The organism is Delftia sp. DT-2 (genome assembly GCF_028401915.1).
Lineage (GTDB): Bacteria > Pseudomonadota > Gammaproteobacteria > Burkholderiales > Burkholderiaceae_C > Comamonas > Comamonas tsuruhatensis.
Genome location: NZ_JAQOTI010000006.1, coordinates 396469 through 421109, shown reverse-complemented (window position 1 = coordinate 421109; position 24641 = coordinate 396469). Strand labels below are relative to the sequence as shown.

Here is a 24641-nt window from a genome sequence, read left to right as displayed (position 1 = left end):
GCGCTTCTTGCGCAACGCGCTCTCGCCGTGCTCCCGGTAGGCGTTGACCCATCCGCGCAGGCAGGAGCGGCTCACACCGTACTGCTGCGCCAGCGTCCTGTGACCGGCCGACCCCGATAAATATTTCTGAACAACTTCGAGCTTCAAACGCTCATCGTGCTTCGCCATGAAAAACACCCCATAGGTTGGACTGGTGTCCAACTTTTGGGGTGCAGTTCACGCTTGCGGGCGTTTTTGTTTGGCATGGTGCCGAACCGGCAGGACCGGGATCAGGCCGTGGCCCGGGTGTTCGCTTGAGACGAACGGCCTATGCGCCACAGCACGACAAGCGCACACAGCCACTGCAGCGCATACATCACCGTGCCCACGCTGTGCCACAGCTTGAGGTTGTCGCGTGCAACGATGCGCGGCGACACGCCGTACTGGACGACAAATGCCAGCAGCATGCCTGCGATCACAAAGCCCAGGCAGGCCTTGGCCCAGGGCTGCAGGACCGACTCCTTGCTGCGCCGGGACAGGACCAGCAGCACGGCCGCGCAGGCGATGGACACCCAGGTCTGCGCGGCAAACAGCTTGGCAGCCATGAAGCCCGCGACAGCCGGCGTGGGCAAGTGGGCGAACAGCATGGGCACGGCCATGAAGCCGATGGCCGACAGGCTGCCCCACCACAGGGCAGCAGCCAGCAGGGGAACGCGCTCGTACAGGTTGCTCATGGGCTTAGGCCTTCCTCAACGATCGAGGCACAGGCACCGACGCATCAGAGGTAGCGCACCGACACCACTTCATAGCGGCGCTCGCCGCCCGGTGCCTGCACGACAGCGGTATCGCCTTCTTCCTTGCCGATCAGCGCGCGTGCAATGGGGCTGGAGACATTGATCAGGCCCAGCTTGAGATCGGCCTCGTCCTCGCCGACGATCTGGTACTTGACCGTGTCGCCGCTGTCTTCGTCTTCGAGTTCAACCGTTGCACCGAAGACCACGCGGCCGCCAGCATCCACGGCGGAGGGATCAATGATCTGGGCTGCGGACAGCTTGCTCTCTACCTCGGCAATGCGGCCCTCGATGAAGCCTTGGCGGTCCTTGGCGGCCTCGTACTCGGCGTTTTCGCTCAGGTCGCCCTGGGCACGGGCCTCGGCGATGGCCTGGATGATGGAAGGACGCTCCACGGTCTTCAGACGGTGCAGCTCGTCCTTGAGTTTCTCGGCTCCGCGCTTGGTGATGGGAATGGTGGCCATTGAAAAGTCTCCATGTGCAGCAAACGCCGCGCGTTGCGCGGCTTCTTTGGCACAGGCGGGCCGGCAGTATGGCGGCAGGGCCTGCGCCCCAAAAGCAAACCGCCGCACGTTGCCGCGCGGCGGTTTCATCAAGTCATGTGGTCCATTATGCCGCGTTTGACCACCAGCTTCGGTGGGAAAACCCGGCGGCACTGTCGGACAGTGCCGCCGGCTGCACCTCGTCAGAAACGAGGGACGGCAGCGCGGAAGGATCAGGCCGTTTGCAGCTGGGCGTGCAGCTCCTGGACGGAGTGCACATCCATGTTGCCCATGGACTTCATGCCTTCGACGGCGGCTTCGGCACCGAAGATGGTGGTGAAGGTGGTCACGCGCGCCAGCAGGGCGCTGGTACGGATGGCGCGCGAGTCGGCGATGGCGTTGCGGCGCTCTTCCACCGTGTTGATGACCATGGCGATCTCGCCGTTCTTGATCATGTCCACGATGTGGGGGCGGCCCTCGGTCACCTTGTTGACGAGCTGCACCTCGATACCTGCCTCGGAGATGGCCGCCGCCGTGCCGCGCGTGGCGCACAGCACGAAGCCCATGGCAGCCAGTTCCTTGGCCACGGCCACGGCGCGCGGCTTGTCGGCGTTCTTCACGGTCAGGAAGACCTTGCCCTGGGTGGGCAGTGCCACGCCGGCGCCCAGCTGGCTCTTGACGAAGGCTTCGCCAAAGGTCTTGCCCACGCCCATGACTTCGCCGGTGGACTTCATCTCGGGGCCGAGGATGGTGTCCACGCCCGGGAACTTCACGAACGGGAAGACGGCTTCCTTGACGCTGAAGTACGGCGGCGTGACTTCCTTGGTGATGCCTTGCTGGGCCAGCGTGTCGCCGGCCATGCAGCGCGCAGCCACCTTGGCCAGCTGGATGCCCGTGGCCTTGGAGACGAAGGGCACGGTGCGCGAGGCACGCGGATTGACTTCCAGCACGTAGATCACGTCGCCATCGGCCGTTTCCTTGATGGCGAACTGCACGTTCATCAGGCCGACCACGCTCAGCGCGTTGGCCATGGCAGCCGTCTGGCGCTTGATCTCGGCCACGGTCTCGGGCTTGAGGTAGTAAGGCGGCAGCGAGCAGGCGGAATCGCCCGAATGCACGCCGGCCTGCTCGATGTGCTCCATCACGCCGCCGATGAAGACGGCGCCTTCGCGGTCACGCACGCAGTCCACATCGCACTCGATGGCGTTGGACAGGAAGTGGTCCAGCAGCACGGGCGAGTCATTGCTGACCTTGACGGCTTCGCGCATGTAGCGCTCCAGGTCGCGCTGCTCATGCACGATTTCCATGGCACGGCCACCCAGCACATAGCTGGGACGCACGACCAGGGGGTAGCCCAGGCCGGCCGCCTTTTCCAGCGCTTCGGGCTCGGTGCGGGCCGTGGCATTGGGCGGCTGGCGCAGGCCCAGCTCATGCAGCAGCTTCTGGAAGCGCTCGCGGTCTTCGGCCGCGTCGATCATGTCGGGCGTGGTGCCGATGATGGGCACGCCTTCCTTTTCCAGGCCCAGGGCGAGCTTCAAGGGCGTCTGGCCGCCGTACTGCACGATGACGCCGACCGGCTTCTCGACAGCCACGACTTCGAGCACGTCTTCCAGCGTCAGCGGCTCGAAATACAGGCGGTCCGAGGTGTCGTAGTCGGTGGACACGGTTTCGGGGTTGCAGTTGACCATGATGGTTTCATAGCCGTCCTCACGCATGGCGAGCGCGGCATGCACGCAGCAGTAGTCGAACTCGATGCCCTGGCCGATGCGGTTCGGGCCACCGCCCAGCACCATGATCTTTTTCTTGTCCGTCGGCTCGGCTTCGCACTCCTCGTCATAGGTGGAGTACATGTAGGCCGTGTCGGTGGCGAACTCGGCAGCGCAGGTGTCCACGCGCTTGAACACGGGGCGCACGCCCAGTGCCTTTCGCGCCTCGCGCACGGCCTTGTCGGTGCTGTGCAGCAGCTTGGCAAGGCGGCGGTCGGAGAAGCCCTTTTGCTTGAGCGTGCGCAGCGTGGTGGCGTCCAGTGCAGCCAGCGCGGCATCGCCCTTTTCCTCGTAGACCTTGTCCAGTTCGAGTTCGATCTTGACGATCTCTTCGATCTGCACGAGGAACCACTTGTCGATCTTGGTGATGTTGTGCACTTCATCCAGCGTCCAGCCGGCAGCAAAGGCGTCACCCACATACCAGATGCGGTCCGGACCTGGTTCGCCGAGTTCCTTTTCGAGGATCTCGCGGTCCTGGGTCTTTTCGTTCATGCCGTCCACGCCGACTTCCAGGCCGCGCAGCGCCTTCTGGAAAGACTCCTGGAAGGTGCGGCCAATGGCCATGACCTCGCCCACGGACTTCATCTGCGTGGTCAGGCGGTTGTCGGCAGCCGGGAACTTCTCGAATGCGAAACGCGGGATCTTGGTGACCACGTAGTCGATCGAGGGCTCGAACGACGCAGGCGTCTTGCCGCCCGTGATGTCGTTCTTGAGTTCGTCCAGCGTGTAGCCCACGGCCAGCTTGGCAGCGACCTTGGCGATGGGGAAGCCCGTGGCCTTGGAGGCCAGCGCCGAGGAGCGCGACACGCGCGGGTTCATCTCGATGACGATCATGCGGCCGTCCTTCGGATTCACCGAGAACTGCACGTTGGAGCCACCCGTGTCCACACCGATCTCGCGCAGCACCGCCAGCGAGGCGTTGCGCATGATCTGGTATTCCTTGTCGGTCAGCGTCTGCGCGGGCGCCACGGTGATCGAGTCGCCGGTGTGCACGCCCATGGGGTCCAGGTTCTCGATGGAGCAGATGATGATGCAGTTGTCCGCCTTGTCGCGGACGACTTCCATCTCGTACTCCTTCCAGCCGAGCAGCGATTCCTCGATCAGCAGCTCATTGGTCGGCGACGCTTCCAGGCCGCGCTTGCAGATGGTCTCGAACTCTTCGGGGTTGTAGGCAATGCCGCCGCCCGTGCCGCCCAGCGTGAAGCTGGGGCGGATGACGGTGGGAAAGCCCATCTCCTTTTGCACGGCCCAGGCTTCGTCCATCGAATGGGCGATGCCCGAGCGTGCCGAACCCAGGCCGATGCGCGTCATCGCATCCTTGAACTTGAGGCGGTCCTCGGCCTTGTCGATGGCCTCGGGCGTGGCGCCGATCAGCTCGACCTTGTACTTGTGCAGCACGCCGTTGCGCCACAGGTCCAGCGCGCAGTTCAGCGCGGTCTGGCCGCCCATGGTCGGCAGGATGGCGTCGGGACGCTCCTTGGCGATGATCTTCTCGACCGTCTGCCAGGTGATGGGCTCGATGTAGGTGACGTCGGCCGTGGCCGGGTCGGTCATGATCGTGGCAGGGTTGCTGTTGATCAGGATGACCTTGTAGCCCTCTTCGCGCAACGCCTTGCAGGCCTGCACGCCGGAGTAGTCAAACTCGCAGGCCTGGCCGATGACGATGGGACCGGCGCCAATGATCAGAATGCTTTTGAGGTCGGTGCGCTTAGGCATTTTTGTGTTTCTCCATCAGCGCCGTGAAGCGGTCAAACAGGTAGGCGATATCGTGCGGGCCGGGCGAAGCCTCGGGGTGGCCCTGGAAGCAGAACGCAGGCTTGTCCTTGTGCTCAAGGCCTTGCAGCGTGCCGTCGAACAGGCTGATGTGCGTGGCGCGCAGCGTGTCGGGCAGGGACTCCATCTCCACCGCAAACCCGTGGTTCTGGCTGGTGATGCTCACGCGGCCGTTGTCCAGGTCCTTGACGGGGTGGTTGGCGCCGTGGTGGCTGTTGGCCATCTTGAAGGTCTTGGCGCCAGCGGCCAGGGCCATGATCTGGTGACCCAGGCAGATGCCGAAGACGGGCTTGCCGGACTCCACCAGTTCCTTGGTCGCGGCAATGGCGTAGTCGCAGGGCTCTGGGTCGCCAGGGCCGTTGGACAGGAAAACGCCGTCGGGGTTGAGTGCCAGCACATCCTTGGCGGGCGTCTTGGCCGGCACCACGGTCAGCTTGCAGCCGCGCTCGGCCAGCATGCGCAGGATGTTGAACTTCACGCCGAAGTCATAGGCCACCACATGGAAACGCGGGGCCTGCTGCTGGCCGTAGCCTTCGCCCAGCTTCCACTCGGTTTCCGTCCATTCGTACTGCTGGGCGGCGCTCACCACCTGGGCCAGATCTAGGCCCTTCATGCTGGGGGCCGCCTTGGCCGCAGCCAGTGCCTCGTCGATGCGCGCCTGGGTCACTTCTTCGCCAGCGGCCAAACCGACGATGGCGCCGTTTTGTGCGCCCTTGTCGCGCAGCAGCCGTGTGAGCTTGCGCGTGTCGATGTTGGCAATCGCCACCGTGCCGCTGCGCGTCAGGTAGTCGGGCAGGGTCTCGGACTTGCGGAAGTTGCTGGCCAGCAGCGGAAGGTTCTTGATGATCAGGCCCGCCGCATGGACCTTGCCAGCCTCGACATCCTCTGCGTTGACGCCGTAGTTGCCTATGTGCGGATACGTGAGCGTCACGATCTGCTGGCAGTAGCTGGGGTCGGTGAGGATTTCCTGGTAGCCGGTGATCGCCGTGTTGAAAACGACTTCACCAACCGTGGTGCCTTGCGCACCGATCGAGTTGCCAACAAAGACCGTGCCGTCTGCGAGCGCCAGGATGGCGGATGGGAATGCTCCCTTGAGAGACAAAAGCACTGGGTTCTCCGGTTCTAATTACGGTTACGCCCAGCGTGCCGCACGGACGGGTCCGTGCGGTTTACAGCTTGTCTGCAGGGGGTGGCGAGGAAGCGTCGCTAGGCGTATTGTGGAATGCTTGAAAGCCGCCCATTATAGGCTGGTCGCGCTTCAGCCTCCTGACAGGAGGCGGGATTACCCTTGACGTGAGCCGGCACTCACGCTGCTTGCGTGCAGGCATATCGCCGCTGCCGCAGCCACGTTCAGAGACTCTTCACCACCCGGCTGGCCGATGCGCACATGCTGCGCCGCCTGCTGCATCAGCGCCTCGCCAACGCCCTGCCCTTCATGGCCCATGGCCCAGGCGCACGGCCAGGGCAGAGCGGCGCTCTGGATCAGTTCACCTTGATGGGAGCTGGTCACGATCAGGGGCAAGCCAAGCGCATTCAGGTCCTCGGGTGACGCCGACTCCACCAGGTGCAGCCCGAAATGCGCGCCCATTCCGGCGCGCAGCACCTTCTGGCTCCACAGCGCAGCCGTGCCCTTCAAGGCCACGATCTGGCCGAAGCCGAAAGCGGCCGCACTGCGAAGAATGGAGCCCACGTTGCCTGCGTCCTGCACACGGTCGAGCACCACGGTGGCCACGCCGGCACGCACGGCCGCCGACGCATGCCAGTCCATCAGAAAGCCGATGCGCGCCGGAGACTCCAGTCCGCTGACCTCGGCAAACACGGCATCGGACAGCACCACGCACTTGCCTGCGCCCTGCACCCACTCCAGCGGCACCTGAGGCCAGAAGGACTCGGCCACCACGGCCACGGCGGGCTGCATGCCGCGCGCCAGGGCAGCACGGCACAGATGGTCCCCCTCCAGCCAGACACGTCCTTGTTTGCGGTAGGCCCCGCTGTCCTGGGCAAGCCTTCGCAAATCCTTGACCAGGGCGTTGTCACGGGACTGGATCGATGTAGCGGCAGGTTGTCGGCTCATGGCAAGGCTTCCGGGCAAAGAGAACAGCGAAGAACAGCGCCACGGGCGCAGAAAGCGAAGGCGCTCAGGCCGACAGCAGCAAGGCCTGCGCGCCCTGCGCCGCAGCGGCCACGCGGGCGGCTGCCAGCGGCTCGGCCCTGCGGGCAATGCTCACGACATGGGCCACGGGCGCGAAGGTTCGTCGGTGCTCCTGGCAGGCGCCATGCAGGCGCAGCGCGGCAAGATGGGCCGCCGTGCCATAGCCCTTGTGGCCGTCGAAGCCGTATTCCGGGTATTGCTCATGCAGGCGCTGGCACCACCGATCCCGCGTGACCTTGGCAAGAATGGAGGCCGCCGAGATGGACTGCACCAGGGCATCGCCCTTGACGATGGCCTCAGCCTGCACATCCAGCACGGGCAACTGGTTGCCATCCACCAGAACCAGTACCGGCTTCAATCGCAGGCCCAGCACCGCGCGGCGCATGGCCAGCAGCGTGGCCTGCAGGATGTTCAGGCGATCGATCTCTTCGACCGAGGCCTCGGCAATGCTGCAGCACAGCGCCTTGGCACGGATCTCGTCATAGAGTGCCTCGCGGCGCGCAGCCGTGAGCTTCTTGGAATCGTTCAGGCCATCGATGGGATGGAGATCGTCAAGAATGACAGCGGCGGCCACCACGGGGCCGGCCAACGGGCCGCGGCCCGCTTCGTCCACGCCCGCAACCAACCCCGGCGGATGCCAGGGCAGGCACGCCTGTTCAGGCGGCAGTGGGGGCAATGATTTTCTCGATCGCATGGGCGGCCAGTTCGGCAGTATCGCGCCGCAATTCATGGTGCAGCGCTGTGAAGCGCTGTACCAGCGCTTCGACGGTTGAAGGGGAATGCTCGCAGGCCTGCAGCCATTGCAGCACGGCCGCGCTCAGCGCCTGGGGCGTTGCCGCATCCTGGATCAGCTCGGGCACGACGAAATCGCCGCACAGGATGTTGGGCAGGCCCACCCAGGGCTGCAGCTGCTTGCCACGCATCAGACGCCAGCTCCACGGGTGCATGTTGTAGCCGATCACCATGGGCCGCTTGTACAAGGCGGCTTCCAGCGTGGCCGTGCCGCTGGCTATCAGCGTCACGTCACAGGCTGCCAATGCGTCATGGGACTGGCCGCGCACGATGTGCAGCGACGAAGCCATGCCGGCTTGCGCGGCAATGCGCTGCAGCTCGTCGAATTGCGAAGGCACAGCAGGCACTACTATTTTAATAGCTGGCAGCGCCTTCCGAACCAAAGCTGCCGCCTGAAAGAAGCGGGCAGCCAGGTAACGTATTTCAGAGCGCCGACTGCCGGGCAGCACGGCCAGCACCAGACCATCTTCGGGCAGCCCTAACCGGCGGCGCGCAGCTGCGCGGTCGGGCTGCAGCGGAATCACGCTGGCCAGGGGATGGCCCACGTAGGTCGCGTCTATGCCATGGCGGGCCAGCAACTCGGGCTCAAAGGGGAAGATGCACAGGACATGATCGGCCGCGCGGCGGATCTTGTCGACGCGATCGGCACGCCAGGCCCAGATCGAAGGACAGACGAAATGCACGGTCTTGATGCCCGCAGCACGCAGATCGGTTTCCAGCCCCAGGTTGAAGTCCGGCGCGTCGATGCCGACAAAGACGGCCGGCCGCTGCTGGAGCAGTCGCTGACGCAGCTGGCGTCGGATATTCAGAATCTCGGCCAGCCGGCGAAACACTTCCCAGCTGTATCCATGCACGGCCAAGCGCTCGCTGGACCACCAGGCTTCAAAGCCGCGCTGCTGCATCTGCAGCCCGCCGATGCCAAAGGCCGAGGCCTCTGGCCAGCGGGACTGCAGCCCCCCCAGGAGCAAGGACGCCAGCAGGTCGCCAGAGGTTTCTCCGGCGACCATGGCAATCGATGGACTCAGGCGCGCCGATGGCGCCGCGTTCTCTGTCATGCCGTCCTTTCGCGCGCCAGATCAGCGCGCAATGCCCCGGGTCGAAGCCGCCAGGAAATCCAGCATCAGCGATACATCGGCCGCGGCCTCGGGCAGTTCACCCTCCAGCGAAGCAATGGCTTCTCGCGCAGCTTCAAGGGTCAGTCCCTGGCGGTACAGCAGACGGTGCATCTGCTTGACGGCCTGAATGCGCTGCGGCCCGAAGCCGCGACGGCGCAATCCTTCGATATTGAAGCCGCGCACGGCCAGCGGATTGCCATCCACCATCATGAAGGGCGGTACATCCTGCGAGATATGGCTGGCAAAGCCGGCCATGGCATGGGCACCCACCTTGGTGAACTGGTGCACGCCCGTCAGGCCCCCCAGGATGACATGGTCGCCCACGTGCACGTGGCCGGCCAGGGTAGCGTTGTTGGCCAGGATGGTGTGGCTGCCGACAACGCAGTCATGGGCCACATGCACATAGGCCATGATCCAGTTGTCGTCGCCGATGGCCGTGACGCCCTGGTCCTGCACGGTACCGGTGTTGAAGGTGCAAAACTCCCGCACCGTATTGCGATCGCCGATAACCAGCCGGGTAGGCTCGCCTGCGTACTTCTTGTCCTGGGGCTGCGCGCCCAGGGACGCGAACTGGAAAATCCGGTTGTCGCAGCCAATGCGGGTATGGCCTTCGACAACGCAATGCGCGCCGATGGTGGTGCCGGCGCCGATTTCCACATGCGGTCCGATGACGGCATAGGCGCCGACCGACACCGACGAATCCAGCTGCGCAGCGGAATCTATCAGTGCCGTGGGATGGATGCGTTCAATGCCAGCCATGCGCCCGTCAGCCCACGTTGCGCATGGTGCACATCAGCTCGGCTTCGCAGGCCACTTCGTCCTCGACGCGGGCCACGCCCTTGAACTTCCAGATGCCGCCGCGCACACGGTCGATGGTGATCTCCAGCACCAGCTGGTCGCCCGGCTCCACGGGACGCTTGAAGCGCGCCCCGTCGATGCCCACGAAGTAGTAGATGTTGTTCTCATCCGGAACCTGGCCCATCGCATCGAAGGCCAGAAGGCCGGCCGCCTGCGCCAGCGCCTCCAGGATGAGCACGCCAGGCATGACAGGGCGGCCCGGGAAATGGCCCATGAAATAGGGCTCGTTGAACGTGACGTTCTTGATCGCCTTGATGCGTGTATTGCGCTCAAGCTCCGTGACCTTGTCCACCAGCAGGAAGGGGTAGCGGTGGGGCAGTTGCTTGAGAATTGCGTGAATATCCATCATTGCGTTCCGTTATGGCCTTGATCCGCCGATTGCTGCAGTTGCCGCTCCAGGGCCTTGATGCGATCGCGCATGGAGTGCAGCTGCTTCAGCGTCGCAGCATTTTTTTCCCATTTGGCGTTTTCATCCACGGGAAACATGCCCGTGTAAACACCTGATTGTGTCAGCGAACGGGTCACTACCGTCGCTGCCGAAATATGCACCCGGTCAGCCAGCTGCAGATGGCCCAGCACGATGGCCCCGCCTCCCACGGTGCAATGCGCGCCAATGCGCGCGCTGCCGGCCACCCCCACGCAGCCGGCCATGGCCGTATGCCTGCCGACGTGCACGTTGTGACCGATCTGGATCAGGTTGTCGAGCTTGACCCCATCCTCGATCACCGTGTCGTCCAGCGCACCCCGGTCTATGCAGGTATTGGCGCCGATTTCCACATCGTCGCCGATCCGCACGCCGCCGAGCTGCTCGATCTTCACCCATGCGCCGTTCTCGGGCGCGAACCCAAAGCCGTCCGCCCCCAGCACTACGCCGGAATGCAGCAGACAGCGCGCGCCCACATGGCAGTTCTCGCCAATGGTGACGCGCGACTTGAGCACGGTGTGGGCACCGATCGTGGCGCCCTCCTCGACCACGCACAGCGGGCCAATGGTGGCCGATGCATCAACGATGGCGCTCTCGTGCACCACGGCGCTCGGATGGATACCGGCCGGCGCCACGGGCCTGCAGTTTCGCTTCCACCACTGCGTAGCCCTGGCGAAATACGCATACGGATCAGGGACCACGATGCAGGCACCCCGCTGCTGCGCCAGCTCGCGCATGGCGGGCGCCACAATAACGCAGGCCGCCTCGGAGGCGGCCAGTTGCTGGCGGTAGCGGGGGTTGCTCAGAAAACTGAGATCCCCGGCCCCGGCAGAGTCCAGCGGTGCGATGCGGGAGATGGACATCTCCCTTTCGCCACCGACCAACTCGCCACCGAGTGCATCGAGGATCTGGCCCAACAATACGCTCACGGCATGCAGCCCTGGACAGCTGGCTTACTTGCCGCCGCCGTTCAGCGCCTTGATCACCTTGTCAGTGATGTCGTACTTGGGGTTGATGTAGACGGCTTCCTGAAGGATGACGTCGTACTTCTCGGATTCGGCCACTTGCTTGACCACCTTGTTGGCGCGTTCCAGCACCTGGGCCAGTTCTTCGTTCTTGCGGGAGTTCAGGTCTTCCTGGAACTCACGGCGCTTGCGCTGGAACTCGCGGTCCTGATCCACCAGCTGGCGCTGGCGCGAGACGCGCTGGCTTTCGGCCATGGTGGGAGCTTCACGCTCGAACTTCTCCGAAGCGCTCTTGAGCGAGTTGCCCTGGTCAATCAGCTCCTTCTCACGCTTGGAGAATTCCTGCTCCAGCTTGGACTGCGCAGCCTTGGCAGTCGATGCTTCACGGAAGATGCGATCCGTATTCACAAAGCCGGCCTTGAACTCCTGGGCGTGTGCGGAAACGGCCATGGCGCCAAGCAGCACAGCCAGGGAAAAATGGCTAGATAGAGATTTCATTAGAAAGAGGTTCCGATTTGGAATTGCAGTCGCTGGATTTTATCCCCGGTCTGCTTGCGGATGGGTTGAGCAAAGGCCAGGCGCAGGGGACCCAGCGGGGAAATCCAGCTGATGCCCAGGCCCGTGGATGCCCGCAGCTCTCCGAGATCGAAGTTCTCGTTGGCTCCGTAGACATTGCCCACATCGAGGAATGTAAAAAGACGCAAAGTCCTGTCATTGCCGGCACCAGGGAACGGAACCATGAACTCGGCGTTCAATGTCACCTTCTTGGAGCCGCCAAGCGCCAGGTTTTCCTTGGTGTCGCGCGGACCCAGCGAGCCCTGCTCGAAGCCACGCACCGAGCCCAGGCCACCCGAGAAGAAGTTCTTGAACAGCGGGAACGGACGGCCATTGAGGCCCTTGCCGTAGCCCAGTTCACCGTTCAGTGCCAGCGTGTACTTCTTGCTCAGAGGGATGTACTGCTGGATCTGGTAGTTGGCTCGCACATAGCGGGCCTCGCCACCCACCGACCACTCGGTGTTCAGGCGCTGGTAGAGACCGGAGTTGGGCGCCAGCGCGCTGTCACGGCTGTCGCGTGACCAGCCCAGGGTCAGTGGTATGCCGGTGTTGGAGTAGCCGTACTTGTCGGCATAGTCCTTGTACGCCTGGGGCAGGTAGGTGCCGGGCTTGATTTCGGAGCGCTCCACGCCGCCGCCGAAGTAAACGGTGTCGATCTCGCTGAAGGGAACGCCAAAGCGGACGCTGCCGCCCGAGGTGACGATCTTGTAGGCCGCATCGTCGTAGTAGGGACGGTCAGTGCGGTAGTACAGGTCGTAGGTGCGCGAGATGCCGGTGTCCGTGAAGTACGGGTCCGTGGTGGACAGCACCATGGTGCGGCGATACTTGCTGGTGTTCACGTCCACGCCCAGGTAGTTGCCTGAGCCGAACACGTTTTCCTGCTTGATGCCGAAGGACAGCGAAACCTTTTCAGCGCTGGAAAAACCAGCGCCCAGCTGCAGCGAGCCGGTGGGCTTTTCAGCCACCGAGATGACCAGATCCACCTGATCAGGCGAACCCGGCACTTCCTGGGTTTCGACGTTGACTTCTGTGAAGAAGCCCAGACGGTCCACCCGGTCGCGCGACAGGCGAATCTTGTCGCCGTCGTACCAGGAAGCCTCGTACTGGCGGAATTCGCGGCGGATCACTTCGTCGCGCGTGCGGTTGTTGCCGCTGAGATTGATGCGTCGCACATAGGCGCGGCGAGAAGGCTCGGCGTGCAGCACCAGGGCCACCCGGTTGGTCGCACGGTCGATGTCCGGCACGGCCTCGACGCGCGCGAAGGCAAAGCCGAAGTTGCCGAAGTGCTCGGTGAAGGCCTTGGTCGTTGCCGTGACCTGATCGGCGTTGTAGGGCTCGCCGGGCTTGATCTTGACCAGGGACTTGAATTCGTCGTCGCGGTCCAGGTAGTTGCCTTCCAGCTTGACGCCGGAGACCACGAAACGCTCGCCTTCATGGATGTTCAGGGTCAGCGAGATGGTCTGCTTGTCGGGCGAGATCGCCACCTGGGTGGAGTCCACGCGGAATTCCAGGTAGCCACGCTGCAGGTAGTAGGAGCGCAGCGTTTCCAGGTCGGCGTTGAGCTTGTTGCGCGCATAGCGGTCCGACTTGGTGTACCAGCTCATCCAGTTGCCGGTGTCCTGGTCAAAAAGGTCCTTGAGCGTGGATTCGCTGAAGGCCTTGTTACCGACGATATGGATCTCGTTGATACGGGCGGGATCACCTTCGGTCACCGTGAAGGTCAGGTTGACGCGGTTGCGCTCGATGGGCGTGACCGTCGTGACGACTTCGGCGCCATACAGGCTGCGGTTGATGTACTGGCGCTTGAGCTCCTGCTCCGCGCGGTCGGCAAGTGCCTTGTCGAACGGACGCCCCTCGGCCAGGCCCACATCGCGCATGGCCTTTTGCAGGGTTTCCTTGTCGAATTCCTTGGTGCCGGCGAAGTTCACTTCGGCGATGGTCGGGCGTTCTTCGACCACGACGACGAGCACGTTGCCGTTGGCTTCCAGGCGGATGTCCTTGAACAGGCCCAGTGCGAACAGCGAGCGGATGGCGGCTGCGCCCTTGTCGTCGTCATACTGGTCTCCCACGCGCAGGGGGATGGAAGCGAAGACCGTGCCCGGCTCCACGCGCTGAAGACCTTCGATGCGGATGTCCTGTACGCGGAAGGGCTCCAGTGCCCAGGCTGCATTGGCAGCCAAAACCATGGCAGCCAGGGTCGATGCAGCGCGCACGCCCAGGCGATTGATACGTTTAGTCATGAATGGATTTGCCGCCGCTGCGGCTTGCCGAAAACGGCTGAAAAGTTAGCCCCAAAGCCGGTTGATATCGTTGAAAAAGGCGACGGACATCATCATCATCAAAACCGCCACGCCTGCACGCTGCAAGCGTCCGGCCCAGACTTCCGACACGCTTCGGCCAGTCACGCCCTCCCAAAGATAATACATCAGGTGCCCACCATCGAGCACCGGCAGGGGGAGCAAGTTGAGAACCCCCAGGCTGATGCTGATCAGCGCCAGGAACGAGAGATATTGGACCAGGCCCATGCTGGCCGAACGCCCCGCGTAGTCGGCAATGGTCAGGGGCCCGCTGATGTTCTTGAGCGAGGCCTCGCCGATCACCATGCGGCCCATCATGCGCAGTGTCAGCGACGACAGCTCCCAGGTGCGCTGCACGCCGGCCCACAGGCCCTCCAGCGGACCGCGCTGCACCAGCGCCATTTCCGGGGCGCTGCCGATGTAGGCGCCGATGCGGGCGATGCTTTCCTTGCCGTCTTCCGATCGGCCCAGGTCGGGCAGCACCGGGATCTGCAACTGCCGCCCCTCGCGCTCCACCAGCCAGATCTGCTGCTGGACCTGGCCCGATGCGCCCATCTTGCGGATGAGATTGCGCAGCTGCGTGCCATCGTCCACCGAGGTGCCACCCACGCGCAAAACCAGATCGCCCGGGCGCAGGCCCGCCTTCTCGGCGGCACCACCGGCAATCACCTTGTCCAGCACGGGCTGCGTCCAGGGACCAAGCAAGCCCAGGCGCTCGAAGAAGGCGGCATCGGGCTCGCCCTGAACCTGACCAGCCAGCGCGAGGCGCAGTTCGGACGGGGCGGTGCGGCGGGCCTGGAGCACCTCCATGCGCACGGACTCGTCATCGAGCGCTGCACGGGTCAGCGTCCAGCGCAGATCATTGATGGAGCGGACCTCTTCCCATTCCTGGTCACCCAAAGCCATGCGCAAAACGCGATCGCCGCCTTGAACACCCGCCATTTGCAGCACCGTGCCTGCTGGCGGTGTTGCCAGCCGTGCAACGGGCTCCTGCATGCCGACCCAATTGACGATGGCCAGCAGCGCAATGGCCAGCACGAGATTGGCCACGGGGCCTGCGGCCACGATGGCTGCACGCGCACGCAGCGGCTGGGTGTTGAATGCCAGATGGCGTTGGTCGGCAGGCACCTCGCCCTCACGCTCATCGAGCATGCGCACATAGCCGCCAAGGGGCAGTGCACCGATGACAAATTCCGTGTCCGAACCCTTGCGCTTCCATCGCAGGATGGGGCGGCCGAATCCGACGGAAAAGCGAAGCACCTTCACGCCGCAAGCCACGGCGACGCGGTAGTGGCCCCACTCATGCACGGCAATCAGCAAGCCCAGTGCGACCACGAATGCGACAACGGTCAGCAACAATTGATACTCCTTTGAATCCAATGCGCCTCTGGATTCCGCCGCAGGCCCATCAAGAAAACCCTCCTGACCTGCGAAGCCGGCATCACAGCTGCCACTGCCGCGCCACGGTCTGCGCGATTTCGCGCGCCTGCGCGTCCAGGGCCAGCAGGTCTTCCAGACTGCCCAGTGTAGGCGGCAGCAAGGTCTCGAGCGTGCGCAAATTCACAGCGTGGATACGGTCAAATGCCAGGCGCCGCTCCAGGAAGGCGGCAACGGCGACTTCGTTGGAAGCGTTGAGAACCGCCGTGGTTCCCTCGCTGGCGTGCAGCGCCTGCCAGGAAAGGTGCAGGCCCGGAAAGCGCACGGCATCCGCCTCCTCGAAGGTCAGGGCAGACAGCTTGGCGAAATCCAGGGGCGCCGCACCGCTGGCGATGCGGCGGGGCCAGGCCAGGCCGCAGGCGATGGGCACGCGCATGTCGGGCGTACCCAGTTGCGCGAGCACCGAAGCATCCTTGAACTGCACCATGGAGTGCACGATCTGCTGCGGATGGATGACGACCTTGATCTTGTCAGGCCCCATGTCGAACAGCCAGCGGGCCTCGATCACCTCCAGCGCCTTGTTCATCATGGTGGCCGAGTCCACGGAGATCTTGCGCCCCATGGAGAAATTCGGGTGCGCGCAGGCCTGCTCCGGCGTGATCTCGGACAGGGTGGACGGATCGCGCAGGCGAAAAGGCCCGCCCGAGGCTGTGAGCAGCAGACTGTCCACGCGATCGGGCCAGCTGGTGCGGTCTTCGGGCAGGCACTGGAAGATGGCCGAGTGCTCACTGTCTATGGGCAGCAGTGTTGCGCCGTGGCGCTTGACGGTGTCCATGAACAGTGCACCGCCAACCACCAGCGCCTCCTTGTTGGCCAGCAGCAGGCGCTTGCCGGCGCGTGCGGCGGCCAGGCAAGGCGCCAGGCCCGCCGCACCGACGATGGCCGCCATGACGGCATCGGCTTCAGGATGCGAGGCGATCTGCTCCAGCGCGTCAGGCGACTGCAGCACTTCGGTGGCCAATCCATTGCTGCGCAGCTGCTCAGCCAGCAGCCTTGCATGCGGCGCGCTGGCCATGACGGCGTAGCGGGGCTTGAATTCGGCACACTGGCGCAGCATCAGGTCCACCTGCGTGGCCGCGCTGAGCGCAAAGACTTCGTAGTGATCGCGGTGGCGCGCCACCACATCCAGCGTATTGGTACCGATGGAGCCTGTGGAGCCCAGGACGGTGATTTTCTGCTTCATGAATGCGCGAAAGAGGAAAGCATCAGGGCCAGCGGCAGGGTCGGCAGCAGGGCATCGACGCGGTCGAGGACGCCGCCATGACCGGGCAGCAGGCCACTGCTGTCCTTGACGCCGACGCTGCGCTTGACCAGGGATTCGACCAGGTCGCCGACCACGCTCATCGCGGCCATGAAAACAACCGCCAGCAGCAGGAACCAAGCCCCGCGCGCCAGCAGCAATGAATAGAAACTGGGCACGGCCACCGCGTAGTGGCGGTCAGCCCAGACCCAGACCAAGGCCAGCACCACAACGCCTGCCATGCCGCCCCATACGCCTTCCCAGCTCTTGCCGGGGCTGATCGTGGGAGCCAGCTTGGATTTGGTGAATTTCAGGCCCAGGGTCCGTCCTGCGAAATACGCGAACACGTCGGCCACCCAGACCAGCACCAGCACCGACAGCAGGAAGTTGATGCCCATCATGCGCGCCTGCACCACGGCGACCCAGGCCAGCCACAAGGCCAGCACTCCGCCGACCAGGCGCACAGGCGCAGCAATGCGCGGCCAGCCAGCCACGCCGGCACGCAGCAGCGCCCCGCCACCCAGCACCCAGGCAGCACCGGCAACAATCCAAAGCGCAGACAGGGGACGCTCCAGCCAGCCGGCAGCCCAGGCGCCCAGGCACATCGCCGTGCAGATGGCGCCTATGCCGATGGCGCCCGCGGTGCCAAAGCCGTTGAGACGCCCCCATTCCCAGGCACCTGCCGCCATGAGCACGAGCACCACCACGGCGAACGGAATACCCGTGGGATAGAACAGCGCAGGCAACAGGATGGCCAGCAGGATCAGGGCGGTGATGACTCGCTGCTTGAGCATGGCTCCCCCTTGTTCAGGACGTCTGCGGATGGGACGACGTCGGTTGTGATTGTTGTACTTGCGCGGAAGTCTGGCCGAAGCGCCGCTCGCGTGAAGCGAAAGCCGCGATGGCCTCGTCCAGGCAGGCCTCATCGAAATCAGGCCACAAGCTGTCACTGAAGAAAAGCTCGGAATACGCAGCCTGCCACAGCAGGAAGTTGCTGATGCGCATTTCCCCGCCGGTACGGATCAGCAGATCCGGGTCGGGCACATGGGCCAGCGCGAGCGCGCGGTCCAGGCTCTGCGGGGTGATGGGCTCGCCCTTCTCTGCCAGCCGGGCAGCTGCCTGTGCAATGTCCCAGCGTCCGCCGTAGTTGAAGCAGACGTTGAGAACCAGGCGATTGTTGTGCGCAGTGACGGTCTCGGCCTGCGCAAGGCCCGCGCACACTTTCTCGCCCAGGCCGCTGCGGTCACCGATGAAATGCAGGCGCACGCCGTCGCGGCTCAGTTGCTGCACTTCCTTGGCAAGTGCGTTGGCCAGCAGGCCCATGAGACCGGAAACCTCCTCTTCGGGACGGTTCCAGTTCTCGGAAGAGAAAGCGAAGACGGTCAGGACCTGCACGCCGCGCTGGACGCAGGCGCGGGCGCAGCGGCGCAGTGATTCCACGCCCTGCTTGTGGCCGGCCAGTCGCGGCAGAAAGCGGCGATTGGCCCAGCGTCCATTGCCGTCCATGATGACGGCAATATGGCGCGGCACCGCGCCGGAGTCTTGTTTGGTCAAAGGTACGGACCCTGAGGCAAATGAGGCAAGAAGCCTCAGACCGCCATGATGTCTTGTTCCTTGGCCGCCACCAGCGTATCGATCTCGGCGATGTGCTTGTCGGTCATCTTCTGGACATCGGCTTCGCAACGCTTTTGATCGTCTTCCGAGGCTTCCTTGTCCTTGACCAGCTTCTTGACGGCTTCGTTGGCATCGCGGCGCAGGTTGCGCACGGCGACCTTGGAAGCTTCGCCTTCATTGCGCGCCAGCTTGGTCATTTCCTTGCGGCGCTCCTCGCTCATGGGAGGCATGGGCACGCGGATCAGGTCGCCCAGCGAGGCGGGGTTCAGGCCCAGATCGCTTTCGCGGATGGCCTTCTCCACCTTGGCCGACATACTCTTTTCCCAGGGCTGGACGCTGATGGTGCGCGCGTCAAGCAGGGTGACGTTGGCCACCTGGGACAGCGGCACCATGGAGCCGTAGTACTCCACATGGATGGAGTCCAGCAGCGATGGATTGGCACGACCGGTGCGCACGCGCGCAAGATTGTTCTTGAGCGCTTCGATGGACTGGCCCATCTTGGACTCGGTGGTCTTCTTGATGTCTGCAATCGTCATGTTCTTGTTCCTTGAAGAGCTGTGTAACGCGGTATCAAAACACTCAAGCGTACACCAGCGTGCCCTCGTCCTCGCCCATGACCACGCGCTTGAGCGCGCCGGGCTTGACGATGGAGAACACCCGAATCGGCAGCTTCTGATCGCGGCACAGCGCAAAGGCGGTGGCGTCCATGATGCCCAGGTTGCGCGAGATGGCCTCGTCGAAAGCCAGCTTGTGGTAGCGGGTCGCGTCGGGGTTCTTCATCGGGTCGTCGGTGTAGACACCGTCGACCTTGGTGGCCTTGAGCACCACCTCGGCGCCGATTTCAGCGCCACGCAGCGCGGCGGCCGTGTCGGTCGTGAAGAACGGGTTGCCGGTGCCGGCAGCGAACACCACCACCTTGCCCTCCTCGAGGTACTGCAGGGCCTTGGGGCGCACATAGGGCTCCACGACCTGCTCGATGGCAATGGCCGACATCACGCGGGCTGTCAGCCCCTGCTTGTCCATGGCATCGGCCAGGGCCAGGGCATTCATGACCGTGGCCAGCATGCCCATGTAGTCGGCGGTGGCACGGTCCATGCCGACCGAGCCGCCAGCCACGCCGCGGAAGATGTTCCCCCCACCGATCACCACCGCCACCTGGACACCAACCTTGGTGACCTCGGCAATTTCGGAAACCATGCGCTCGATGGTCGCACGGTTGATGCCGAACGAGTCATCCCCCATGAGTGCCTCACCGGACAGCTTGAGCAGGATGCGCTTGTGGGCCGGTGTGGCGTGGGTCATGGTGTTTCTCCGAAGTGGTGGATGATGATGGATGGTGAAGGGAACGGTTCGGTCGCCCGGAAGGATCAGGCGCCGGCCTTGGCGGCAGCCACCTGGGCAGCCACTTCGGCAGCGAAGTCGTCGACCTTCTTTTCAATGCCTTCGCCGACCACGTACAGGGTGAAGCCCTTGACGTTGGTGTTGGCGGCCTTGAGCATCTGGGCCACGGTCTGCTTGCCGTCGGCAGCCTTCACGAAGACTTGGTCGGCCAGCGAGACTTCCTTCAGGTACTTCTGCACCGAGCCTTCGACCATCTTGGCGACGATGTCGGCAGGCTTGCCGGACTCGGCAGCCTTGGCGGCAGCAACGGTACGCTCCTTCTCGATCAGCTCGGCGGGCACGTCGGCGCTGGTCACGGACACGGGCTTCATGGCGGCCACGTGCATGGCGACATCCTTGGCAGCCGTGGCATCGCCGTCGAACTCGACGACCACACCGATGCGCGAGCCGTGCAGGTAGGAAGCCAGGCTGGAGCCTTCGAAGCGCTTGAAGCGGCGGAAGGACATGTTTTCGCCGATCTTGCCGATCAGGCCCTTGCGCACGTCTTCCAGCGTGGGACCGAAGCCGTCCTGCTCATAGGCCAGTGCGCTCAGCGCGGCCACGTCGGCGGGGTTTTGCTCGGCGACCAGCTTGGCGGCGGCGTTGGCCATCGCGATGAAGCTGTCGTTCTTGGACACGAAGTCGGTTTCGCTGTTGACTTCGATCATGGCACCCTGGTTGCCATTGATGAAGGCGGCGATCACGCCTTCGGCGGTCACGCGCGAGGCAGCCTTGCCAGCCTTGGTGCCGAGCTTGACGCGCAGCAGCTCTTCCGCCTTGACCAGGTCGCCTTCGGCTTCGGTCAGGGCCTTCTTGCACTCCATCATGGGCGCGTCAGTCTTTGCGCGCAGTTCAGCCACCATGCTTGCGGTAATTGCAGCCATCGTATTTCTCCAATGTCAGTTCGATTCGTTACAGGATTTCGGCTTAAAAAAACGGGGCTACCCTGAGCCCCGCTTTTTATTCGGCGACGAGGTCGCTCAGCCGGACAAGCTCAATCAGGCAGCGGATTCTTCCACTTCCACGAACTCGTCACCGCTCTCGCCGGATGCGGCCTTGACCACGTCGGTCAGTGCAGCAGCGCGGCCTTCCAGGATCGCGTCGGCGATGCCTTGGGCGTACAGTTGCACGGCCTTGGCAGAGTCGTCGTTACCGGGGATGACATAGTCGATGCCTTCGGGATTGTGGTTGGAGTCAACCACGCCGACCAGGGGGATGCCCAGCTTCTTGGCTTCGGCCACGGCAATCTTGTGGAAGCCCACGTCGATCACGAAGATGGCGTCGGGCAGGCTGTTCATGTCCTGAATGCCGCCGATGTCCTTTTCCAGCTTTTCCAGTTCGCGAACGAACATCAGCTGTTCCTTCTTGCTCATGGCTTCCAGACCGGCTTCCTGCTGGGCCTTCATTTCCTTCAGACGCTTGATGGACGTCTTGACGGTCTTGAAGTTGGTCAGCATGCCGCCCAGCCAGCGCTGGTCAACGAAAGGAACGCCAGCGCGCTGGGCTTCGGCAGCCACCAGCTCGCGGGCCTGGCGCTTGGTGCCGACCATCAGGATGGTGCCGCCGTTGGAAGCCAGCTGCTTCACGAACTTCTGGGCGTCCTGGAACATCGGCAGCGATTTTTCCAGGTTGATGATGTGGATCTTGTTGCGGTGGCCGAAGATGAAGGGGGCCATCTTGGGGTTCCAGAAACGGGTCTGGTGACCGAAGTGGACGCCTGCTTCCAGCATATCGCGCATAGTGACGGACATATGAATACCTCAAAGGTTAGGTCTAAAATCCAGCCCGACAATTGCCCCCTGGATACAGGAAGCAACACCTTGAAGGGACTGGTTTGCGATTGACTTTGCAACGGGGGTTGCAAGCATGGGCAGGCATTCATGACGAACACCTCGCACCCCAAAGCCATCACCTGATCTCCGGCAATTCCGAAGAAAATCAGGGTGAACCCCTAGCAAAGCCGCAAGATTCTAGCATACGCCATCCCAAGACTGAGGCTTCGCACCCAACGCGCGCTCACACCCCGCATAGCCACGGCTGCCGCATCGGCCACACACTCCTGTAGTGATAGCTACATCCGCTTGATAATTCAGGCACTTCAGCAGATTCCACCCCAAAATGAACATCGCGATTGTGGGCGCCGGCAGCATTGGCGTTGCGACAGCCCACGCACTGGCCCAGGTCGGGCACGAGGTCACCGTCTACGAGCGCCATGGCACGGTGGCCGAGGAAGCCAGCTTCGGACATGCCGGCTGGCTGGGCCCCAGCCTGCTCCAACCGTGGAGCGTCCCCGGCCTCTCCACCACAGAACGCTCACCCACGCTTCCCGGCCGGCAGGCTTTGCCACGCCCCGGCTCCGGAAACCTCGCAGCCCAGCTGCGCTGGCTATGGCAATGGCGCCAGGCTGGGCGGCGCCTGCGCAAAGCCGGCGAACCCACAGCCACGATGGCGGCACTGGAGACACTCACCCAGCGCAGCCAGCAGTTCCAGCAATCGCTGTGGCGGCAGTGGGAGCTGGACCCGGAATATGTCTCCGGCAGCCTGGTGCTGCTGGGCAGCGAGGCCGACCATGAGCAACTGAAACCTGCACTGGCAGCGCTGGCCGAGGCCGGCACGCGCTGCGAGGCACTGGATGCCGCCCAGACCCGCCTGCGTGAGCCCGCGCTGGGCGAGGAGACCGCACTCGCAGGCTCCTTGTATTTCCCGCAGGCTGGCGCCGCCAACGGCCGCCTGGCCACGCTGATGCAAAGGCAGGCCGCACAGTCCGCAGGAGCACGATTCGAGACGCAACGCCTGGTGCGACGACTGCAGCCCGGCGGCGCCGGGCGCACCGCTCGCCTGCAGCTGCAAGGCGAAGACACACCCCGGTCGCACGATGCCATCGTCGTCTGCGCTGGCGCCGAGGCCGCAAACCTGCTCGCGCCGCTGAGCCTGCGCCTGCCCATGATCGCCCTGCGCGGCTATGGCATCAGTGCTCCGCTGCGCGAACAAGGCTACGCGCCCCGCCACGCCATCGTCGACTGGAGCGAGCAGATGACCCTGGTGCGCCTTGGCCAGCGCATGCGGGTCGTGGCCGGCGCTGAACTGGGCAGCCACGGCCCCATGCACGAGGCCACGCTGCAGCGCATGTACCACCGACTCAACATGGTCTTTCCCGGCAGCGCCGTGCTGACCTCGGGCGTTCAGATCTGGCATGGCACACGCATGTGCACAGCCGATGGACTGCCGTTGCTGGGCGCCAGCGGTTTGCCCGGCATCTGGCTCAACCTGGGCCATGGCAGCTGTGGTGCCGCCATTGCCCAAGGCTGCGCCAGCATGCTGAGCGACCTGATGGACAACCGCACCAGTTTCCTGGACAGCGCATTGCTGGATCCGCGCCGCTTCGGCTGACCGCTGCGGACACCCCGCCCTGCGGCTGGCGGCTATGCTCAGGCCATGCTGCGCATTCCCACATCCACCGCATTGCCACTGTTCGATACGGTGGCCACACGCACCCAGGAACAGCATGCCGCGGCCCGACTGCCCGCACACCGCCTCATGCAGCGCGCAGGCATGGGGCTGGCACGCCTGGCACGCGCCATCGCCCCTCACGCCAACCGCATCTGGATCGCCTGCGGCCCTGGGAACAACGGCGGAGACGGCTTGCAGGCAGCCGCCTGGCTTCAACAGCACCTGAACACGATGCCGGCACGATCCCGCAATTGCCGCATCCTGGTCAGCTGCGTGCGCGAACGCGACCGCATGCCCGCCGACGCGCGTGCCGCATGGGATGCAGCCCACAAGGCCGGCGTGCAATGGATCGCCCACATGCCCCCTGACATGGGGCCTCAGGATCTGTGCATTGATGCCTTGCTCGGCATCGGCCTGCGCCGACCCGACACGGCAAGCCCACCCACCCGAAAAGATGACCGATTGCTGCCGCTGCTGCGCAGCCTGCAGTCCGGCATCAGCCCCGTCCTTTGCGTGGACATCGCATCCGGCCTGGATGCCGACACCGGGCAATACCTGCCTGGATTCGAGCCCATGAACCTCCCGGTCAGCGCACGGCATACGCTGGCTCTGCTGACACTGCAACCCGGCCTGTTCACAGGAAGCGGCCGCGACGCCTGCGGCCATATATGGTGGGACGATCTGGACACAGGACTGGCAAGCAGCGCGCCACCCTTCGCCATCTCACCGTGCGCACAACTTTTCTCCCCGGAAGCCCGCGCCCCGCGTCCGCATGCCAGCCATAAGGGGAGCTTTGGCGACGTGGCCATTCTGGGCGGAGAGGGGCTGGAACACCGCGGCCTGTCCATGACCGGCGCCGCCTGGCTGGCCGCACTGGCAGCCTTGCACGGCGGGGCGGGACGCGTGATGCTGGCACTGCTCGATGCCTCGCACGGGTCAGGCCAGGCTATCTCCCCCTGGCCCGAAATCATGTTGCGCAGCCCCGAAGCACAAAACTGGCGCGGCGCCACCGTCGTGTGCGGATGTGGCGGCGGCATGGCGGTGCGCGCCTGGCTGCCCCAAATTCTGGATCAGGCGCCCAGGCTGGTACTGGACGCAGACGCACTGAACGCGGTTGCCGAAGATGAGTCGCTGGCCCTGCTTCTGAAAGAACGCAGACGACGCAGCCAGCACACGGTGCTGACACCGCACCCGCTGGAGGCCGCCCGCCTGCTGAAAATGAGCACTGCCCAGGTTCAGGCCCAGCGACTTTCAGCAGCCAGGCAACTGGCGCTCCAATTCAACTGCACTGCGTTGCTGAAGGGCTCGGGCACCGTGATCGCCGGACCGCAGGGCGACGGCAATGCATCGCCGCCCTGCTGGATCAACCCCACAGGCAACGCCCGGCTGTCCACCGGAGGAACCGGAGATGTTCTCGCCGGGCTGATTGCCGCGCTATGGGCGCAAGGGCTGGACCCCGCGCAGGCCGCAACACTGGCGGCCTGGCGCCACGGCCATGCGGCAGACCAATGGCCCGCGCAAATGCCGTTCAGCGCCAGCGCGCTGGCCCAGCGGCTGGGCCAATAGACGCC

Annotated in this window: 23 protein-coding genes; 2 read left to right on the top strand and 21 right to left on the bottom strand. The window is 64.3% G+C overall.

The genetic code is table 11. The features are described 5' to 3' along the window. The 21 genes from PO605_RS13395 to rpsB form a co-directional block, all read right to left on the bottom strand. The coding region (locus PO605_RS13395) for a helix-turn-helix domain-containing protein (RefSeq protein ID WP_272206543.1) at positions 1-168 on the bottom strand (168 nt) is incomplete at its 3' end. Positions 169-269: 101 nt separating this feature from the next. Beyond that, the gene (locus tag PO605_RS13390) at positions 270-713 is read right to left on the bottom strand and encodes a DUF4149 domain-containing protein (RefSeq protein WP_016447472.1); all 444 of its coding nucleotides are present in this window, start codon (positions 711-713) and stop codon (positions 270-272) included. Positions 714-757: 44 nt separating this feature from the next. Further along, on the bottom strand, positions 758-1234 hold the full coding sequence (gene greA, locus PO605_RS13385; RefSeq protein WP_016447473.1) for a transcription elongation factor GreA: 477 nt from the start codon (positions 1232-1234) through the stop codon (positions 758-760). 251 nt (positions 1235-1485) lie between these two features. Next, positions 1486-4734, bottom strand: a complete 3249-nt coding sequence (gene carB, locus PO605_RS13380; protein ID WP_016447474.1) for a carbamoyl-phosphate synthase large subunit — start codon at positions 4732-4734, stop codon at positions 1486-1488. Next, positions 4727-5899: a glutamine-hydrolyzing carbamoyl-phosphate synthase small subunit gene (gene carA, locus PO605_RS13375; protein ID WP_016447475.1), complete on the bottom strand. Its 1173-nt coding sequence runs from the start codon at positions 5897-5899 to the stop codon at positions 4727-4729. The genes carB and carA overlap by 8 nt, the downstream gene beginning before the upstream one ends. Positions 5900-6073: 174 nt before the next feature. After that, positions 6074-6865 (bottom strand): TrmH family RNA methyltransferase, encoded by a 792-nt coding sequence (locus PO605_RS13370; protein ID WP_047470460.1) that lies wholly within the window; start codon positions 6863-6865, stop codon positions 6074-6076. A 64-nt stretch (positions 6866-6929) separates the two neighbouring features. Continuing rightward, positions 6930-7637 carry a ribonuclease HII gene (rnhB, locus tag PO605_RS13365; RefSeq protein WP_047470463.1) on the bottom strand — a complete coding sequence of 236 codons (708 nt, stop codon included), beginning with the start codon at positions 7635-7637 and terminating at the stop codon, positions 6930-6932. Further along, on the bottom strand, positions 7600-8790 hold the full coding sequence (gene lpxB / locus PO605_RS13360; protein ID WP_016447478.1) for a lipid-A-disaccharide synthase: 1191 nt from the start codon (positions 8788-8790) through the stop codon (positions 7600-7602). The genes rnhB and lpxB overlap by 38 nt, the downstream gene beginning before the upstream one ends. 21 nt (positions 8791-8811) lie before the next feature. Then, a complete protein-coding gene (gene lpxA / locus PO605_RS13355; protein ID WP_017404505.1) occupies positions 8812-9609 on the bottom strand; it encodes an acyl-ACP--UDP-N-acetylglucosamine O-acyltransferase in 798 nt (265 codons plus the stop codon). Positions 9610-9616: 7 nt separating this feature from the next. Then, positions 9617-10057 carry a 3-hydroxyacyl-ACP dehydratase FabZ gene (fabZ, locus tag PO605_RS13350; protein WP_012206736.1) on the bottom strand — a complete coding sequence of 147 codons (441 nt, stop codon included), beginning with the start codon at positions 10055-10057 and terminating at the stop codon, positions 9617-9619. Beyond that, complete coding sequence (gene lpxD / locus PO605_RS13345) at positions 10054-11061, bottom strand: UDP-3-O-(3-hydroxymyristoyl)glucosamine N-acyltransferase (protein ID WP_016451336.1); 1008 nt, start codon at positions 11059-11061, stop codon at positions 10054-10056. The genes fabZ and lpxD overlap by 4 nt, the downstream gene beginning before the upstream one ends. Before the next feature lie 24 nt (positions 11062-11085). Further along, complete coding sequence (locus tag PO605_RS13340; protein ID WP_016447481.1) at positions 11086-11595, bottom strand: OmpH family outer membrane protein; 510 nt, start codon at positions 11593-11595, stop codon at positions 11086-11088. Continuing rightward, positions 11595-13892 carry an outer membrane protein assembly factor BamA gene (bamA, locus tag PO605_RS13335; protein ID WP_016447482.1) on the bottom strand — a complete coding sequence of 766 codons (2298 nt, stop codon included), beginning with the start codon at positions 13890-13892 and terminating at the stop codon, positions 11595-11597. The genes PO605_RS13340 and bamA overlap by 1 nt, the downstream gene beginning before the upstream one ends. A 45-nt stretch (positions 13893-13937) precedes the next feature. Then, entirely contained in the window at positions 13938-15308 is a 1371-nt protein-coding gene (rseP, locus tag PO605_RS13330; RefSeq protein WP_047470468.1) for an RIP metalloprotease RseP, read from the bottom strand. Between the two features lie 82 nt (positions 15309-15390). Next, the gene (gene ispC / locus PO605_RS13325; protein ID WP_047470471.1) at positions 15391-16569 is read right to left on the bottom strand and encodes a 1-deoxy-D-xylulose-5-phosphate reductoisomerase; all 1179 of its coding nucleotides are present in this window, start codon (positions 16567-16569) and stop codon (positions 15391-15393) included. After that, a complete protein-coding gene (locus PO605_RS13320; protein ID WP_016447485.1) occupies positions 16566-17420 on the bottom strand; it encodes a phosphatidate cytidylyltransferase in 855 nt (284 codons plus the stop codon). The genes ispC and PO605_RS13320 overlap by 4 nt, the downstream gene beginning before the upstream one ends. Before the next feature lie 13 nt (positions 17421-17433). Then, complete coding sequence (gene uppS, locus PO605_RS13315) at positions 17434-18180, bottom strand: polyprenyl diphosphate synthase (RefSeq protein WP_043792021.1); 747 nt, start codon at positions 18178-18180, stop codon at positions 17434-17436. A gap of 35 nt (positions 18181-18215) precedes the next feature. Next, complete coding sequence (frr, locus tag PO605_RS13310; protein WP_016447487.1) at positions 18216-18776, bottom strand: ribosome recycling factor; 561 nt, start codon at positions 18774-18776, stop codon at positions 18216-18218. 43 nt (positions 18777-18819) lie between these two features. Then, positions 18820-19542 carry a UMP kinase gene (gene pyrH / locus PO605_RS13305; protein ID WP_016447488.1) on the bottom strand — a complete coding sequence of 241 codons (723 nt, stop codon included), beginning with the start codon at positions 19540-19542 and terminating at the stop codon, positions 18820-18822. A gap of 65 nt (positions 19543-19607) precedes the next feature. Then, on the bottom strand, positions 19608-20504 hold the full coding sequence (gene tsf, locus PO605_RS13300) for a translation elongation factor Ts (protein WP_016447489.1): 897 nt from the start codon (positions 20502-20504) through the stop codon (positions 19608-19610). Between the two features lie 114 nt (positions 20505-20618). After that, positions 20619-21371 (bottom strand): 30S ribosomal protein S2, encoded by a 753-nt coding sequence (gene rpsB / locus PO605_RS13295; protein ID WP_016447490.1) that lies wholly within the window; start codon positions 21369-21371, stop codon positions 20619-20621. Between the two features lie 367 nt (positions 21372-21738). Between rpsB and PO605_RS13290 the strand changes: the two genes are divergently transcribed. Continuing rightward, complete coding sequence (locus PO605_RS13290; RefSeq protein WP_047470474.1) at positions 21739-23010, top strand: FAD-dependent oxidoreductase; 1272 nt, start codon at positions 21739-21741, stop codon at positions 23008-23010. Positions 23011-23055: 45 nt separating this feature from the next. Further along, positions 23056-24636, top strand: coding sequence for an NAD(P)H-hydrate dehydratase (locus PO605_RS13285; RefSeq protein ID WP_047470476.1), 1581 nt, complete (start codon positions 23056-23058; stop codon positions 24634-24636). Positions 24637-24641 lie beyond the last annotated feature (5 nt).

Excerpts from the sequence above, each read along its gene's own strand:
- PO605_RS13340 (WP_016447481.1), bottom strand. The coding sequence starts at position 11,595 with ATGAAATCTCTATCTAGCCATTTTTCCCTGGCTGTGCTGCTTGGCGCC.
- pyrH (WP_016447488.1), bottom strand. The coding sequence starts at position 19,542 with ATGACCCACGCCACACCGGCCCACAAGCGCATCCTGCTCAAGCTGTCC.
- PO605_RS13390 (WP_016447472.1), bottom strand. The coding sequence starts at position 713 with ATGAGCAACCTGTACGAGCGCGTTCCCCTGCTGGCTGCTGCCCTGTGG.
- PO605_RS13320 (WP_016447485.1), bottom strand. The coding sequence starts at position 17,420 with ATGCTCAAGCAGCGAGTCATCACCGCCCTGATCCTGCTGGCCATCCTG.
- frr (WP_016447487.1), bottom strand. The coding sequence starts at position 18,776 with ATGACGATTGCAGACATCAAGAAGACCACCGAGTCCAAGATGGGCCAG.
- fabZ (WP_012206736.1), bottom strand. The coding sequence starts at position 10,057 with ATGATGGATATTCACGCAATTCTCAAGCAACTGCCCCACCGCTACCCC.
- rnhB (WP_047470463.1), bottom strand. The coding sequence starts at position 7,637 with ATGCGATCGAGAAAATCATTGCCCCCACTGCCGCCTGAACAGGCGTGC.
- lpxB (WP_016447478.1), bottom strand. The coding sequence starts at position 8,790 with ATGACAGAGAACGCGGCGCCATCGGCGCGCCTGAGTCCATCGATTGCC.
- PO605_RS13370 (WP_047470460.1), bottom strand. The coding sequence starts at position 6,865 with ATGAGCCGACAACCTGCCGCTACATCGATCCAGTCCCGTGACAACGCC.
- carB (WP_016447474.1), bottom strand. The coding sequence starts at position 4,734 with ATGCCTAAGCGCACCGACCTCAAAAGCATTCTGATCATTGGCGCCGGT.
- lpxA (WP_017404505.1), bottom strand. The coding sequence starts at position 9,609 with ATGGCTGGCATTGAACGCATCCATCCCACGGCACTGATAGATTCCGCT.
- greA (WP_016447473.1), bottom strand. The coding sequence starts at position 1,234 with ATGGCCACCATTCCCATCACCAAGCGCGGAGCCGAGAAACTCAAGGAC.
- ispC (WP_047470471.1), bottom strand. The coding sequence starts at position 16,569 with ATGAAGCAGAAAATCACCGTCCTGGGCTCCACAGGCTCCATCGGTACC.
- PO605_RS13285 (WP_047470476.1), top strand. The coding sequence starts at position 23,056 with ATGCTGCGCATTCCCACATCCACCGCATTGCCACTGTTCGATACGGTG.
- tsf (WP_016447489.1), bottom strand. The coding sequence starts at position 20,504 with ATGGCTGCAATTACCGCAAGCATGGTGGCTGAACTGCGCGCAAAGACT.
- PO605_RS13290 (WP_047470474.1), top strand. The coding sequence starts at position 21,739 with ATGAACATCGCGATTGTGGGCGCCGGCAGCATTGGCGTTGCGACAGCC.
- rpsB (WP_016447490.1), bottom strand. The coding sequence starts at position 21,371 with ATGTCCGTCACTATGCGCGATATGCTGGAAGCAGGCGTCCACTTCGGT.
- bamA (WP_016447482.1), bottom strand. The coding sequence starts at position 13,892 with ATGACTAAACGTATCAATCGCCTGGGCGTGCGCGCTGCATCGACCCTG.